The organism is Actinokineospora sp., assembly GCF_050699995.1.
Lineage (GTDB): Bacteria > Actinomycetota > Actinomycetes > Mycobacteriales > Pseudonocardiaceae > Actinokineospora.
In genome coordinates, this window is the sequence record NZ_JBOHGC010000404.1 from 1 (window position 1) to 2,817 (window position 2,817).

At 69.2% G+C, this 2,817-nt stretch carries 2 protein-coding genes; one reads left to right on the top strand and one right to left on the bottom strand.

Annotated features, from left to right (window positions below; translation table 11 throughout):
• Positions 1-124: 124 nt before the first annotated feature.
• Positions 125-562: a transposase gene (locus ACRDSQ_RS20075; RefSeq protein WP_431423172.1), complete on the bottom strand. Its 438-nt coding sequence runs from the start codon at positions 560-562 to the stop codon at positions 125-127.
• Between the two features lie 174 nt (positions 563-736).
• Between ACRDSQ_RS20075 and ACRDSQ_RS20080 the strand changes: the two genes are divergently transcribed.
• The coding region (locus ACRDSQ_RS20080) for an Ig-like domain-containing protein (RefSeq protein WP_431423173.1) at positions 737-2,817 on the top strand (2,081 nt) is incomplete at its 3' end.

Below are 2,817 nucleotides of genomic sequence, written 5' to 3' on the forward strand. Positions count from 1 at the left end.
CGTCCACGCTGTTTGATCGTCGCGTAGCGAAAGTCCGTGGACCGAGGAGCCGGATGCCGGAAATCGGCACGTCCGGATCTGTGGGGGGACCCGGGTGGGCAGTGCCCACCCGGGCCTATCCCGATCAGGTGCCCTCGAGATCGGTGCCGCTTTCCAGTGCCACCGCGCAGTGTACGCCGGGCCACTGGTGAGGCCGCTCGACGAGACCTTCGCGAACGCCCTGGCCGAGGATGTACTCGAGGCGCCCAGCCTGGGCCTCTTCTTCGTGGGAGACGACGATGGAGCGATACCTCCTGGCCCAGAACTTCTCTCGCCACTCATGGAGCCGGCCGACCTCGCGCGCGATGTTGCCGGCGACGTAGTCGACGAAGGCGGCAAGCTGCTGCGGGGAGTCGGGACTCATCAGGCTGTGCCAGTGATTCCCAAGCACGGCGAGGGCGTGCAGCCTCATGCCGTACCTCCGCTGGGCGCGGCCGATGACGCCGACGATGAGGTCGTTGACGGCGCGGGAGGGACGGAGCAGGAGCCGGCCGTGGACGGTGCGCATGGTGACCTCGACCATGGCGCCGGGGGGCAGGAAGCGCAGGGGTCTAGCCATACCTGTGTACAGACGGAAACCGAGAGCGGAAGCTTGCTACAGACGGAATTCGCGGTCGCGCTCTTGCGCGCGCGCAAGAGTCGGAGCAGAGCCCACCCGGCTTACCGGCCCACCCAGTCTCTTCGCTGAACGGCAGCGGTGACTGGGGCGCGGCTCGGCGGGTGGTGTGCAAGCGACAGTGACTTCGACGCCTGGCGCCGAGTAGTCGTTGCAGCGGACGCCACCCGGGCGTTTTCACTCAGCACCACCCTCGCGCCTGGCGTCGATCATCGGTGGTTCCCTTCCCCATCGCGCTCTGAGAGGTGCCGCTCTGAGAGGTGCCAAGCCTTTCCGTCAAGGGACGTGCATGTGAATGCCGCCGCCGCCGCCCTGCCGCCGCCCGGTGCCAGTGACATCTCGCCACCGACGATCGCGATCGCGGGGCCAACGAGCCCGACCAACCAGACACAAGTGGCGCTAATGGGAGTATTGAGCGAGGCGGCCTCCCTCACCGTCGACGGGTCGCCGGTGCTCGTCAACCCCGACCTGACGTTCGGCTTCGGACCCCTGGCCCTGGCTGAAGGCGCGAACACGTTCCACCTGGTCGCCACGGACCCGACGGGCAACGTCGGCATCCGCGACGTCACGATCGTGCGCGACACCGTTCTGCCGGTTCTCACCTTCGAGGTGCCCACCCCCGGCACTCTGTGCACCGTCACTGGCCAGCTGCTCCGCCTCGCGTGGAGCGACGCCGGGGCCGGTGTCGACGCGTCGAGCCTCAGCTTCACGGCCAACCAGTACGGCGTGGTGGTCGACTGCGAGTCGACGAGCGCCGGGACCGATTGCGTTGCCGACGTGCTCCCGACCGGCACGGTCGAGATCACGGCGACCGTTCGCGACCTCGCGAGCAACGTCTCCGCTCCGGCCTCGGTGACCTGTCTGACCGACCCGAGCCTTGCCCCGCCGCAGATCACCGTTTTCTCTCCTGCCAACGGTGCCGTCGTCAACACGCCGCAGGTCCTCGTGACCGGGGCGCTCAGCAAGCCGGCTTCGCTTACGATCGAGGGGCAGGCCGTGCCGATCGCCTCCGACCTGACGTTCCAGGCCGGGCCCTATGCGCTCAGCCCAGGCGCGAACACTTTCGACCTCGACGCCCTGGATTCCGCTGGCCAGTCGAGCCACGTCACCCTGGCGGTCACCCTCGACACGAGTCTCCCCGCCGCGGTCGAACTGGGCCTGGTTACTCTCACCGAGCTCGCCCCCGGCTCACACCAGCTCTCCGGCGCAGCGGGTGCTGTCGACGCCCCCGAGCCAGGTACCGTCGTGACGGTTCACAACGTCACCTCGGGCGGACGGGCGACGATCGTCCCCGCAGCCGACGGCAGCTTCCAGTCGACCCTCGTCGCCTTCGATGGCGACACGTTGCGACTCACCGCCCAGGACGCAGCCGGCAATGCGAGCGAGCCTGTCGAGCTCCACGTGAACGGCGCACTTCCGACTCCCGCCGTTCCCTCCGCGGTGGCCCCGCCGTTGGACCCGACCATAGGACTCGATGCCTGCCAGCTGGTGAGCTTCTTCTGGACTGGCGCGGCAAAGGTCCAGTTCGGCGTGCAACCGGAGGCTGTCGACTGCGGCCGCCTCGCCGTCATCCATGGCCGCGTCCTCGACCGCGCGGGGGCTCCGCTCGTCGGAGTGCGCGTCCAAGCCCTCGACGAGCCGGACTATGGGGCGACCTTCAGCCGCGCGGACGGAGAGCTCGACTTCGCCGTGCGTGCGAACCAGCGGCTCGTCCTCTCCTTCGTGAAGCCGGGACTCTTCACCGCGCGGCGCGTCGTGCAGCTCGTACCCCAGCAGTTCACGACCCTCGACGACGTCGTGCTCGTCGCGCCCGACTCCCAGGTCACGACCATCGATGCAACCGGGAGCGCCGGCTTGCAGGTCGCCCGCGGGAGCGTGGTGACCGATGCCGTCGGCACGCGCCAGACGACGGTCCTCTTCCCCGCGGGCACCGCGGCGTCGATGCGTCTCCCGGGCGGCGCGACGCAGCCGCTGACGTCGCTCCAGGTGAGGTCGACCGAGCTCACCGCCGGCCTCCCGGCCAAGAACGCGCTCTCGGCCACCCCACCCACCGAGTTCGAGACTCTGTTCGCCGTCGAGCTCACCGTCGATGCCGCCGAGGCGCTGGGCGCCTCCGTCGACTTCAGCCGCCCCCTCCCCGTCTACGTCGAAAACTTCATGGG

Coding starts and splice junctions, on each gene's coding strand:
- ACRDSQ_RS20075 (WP_431423172.1), bottom strand. CDS start 562: ATGGTCGAGGTCACCATGCGCACCGTCCACGGCCGGCTCCTGCTCCGT.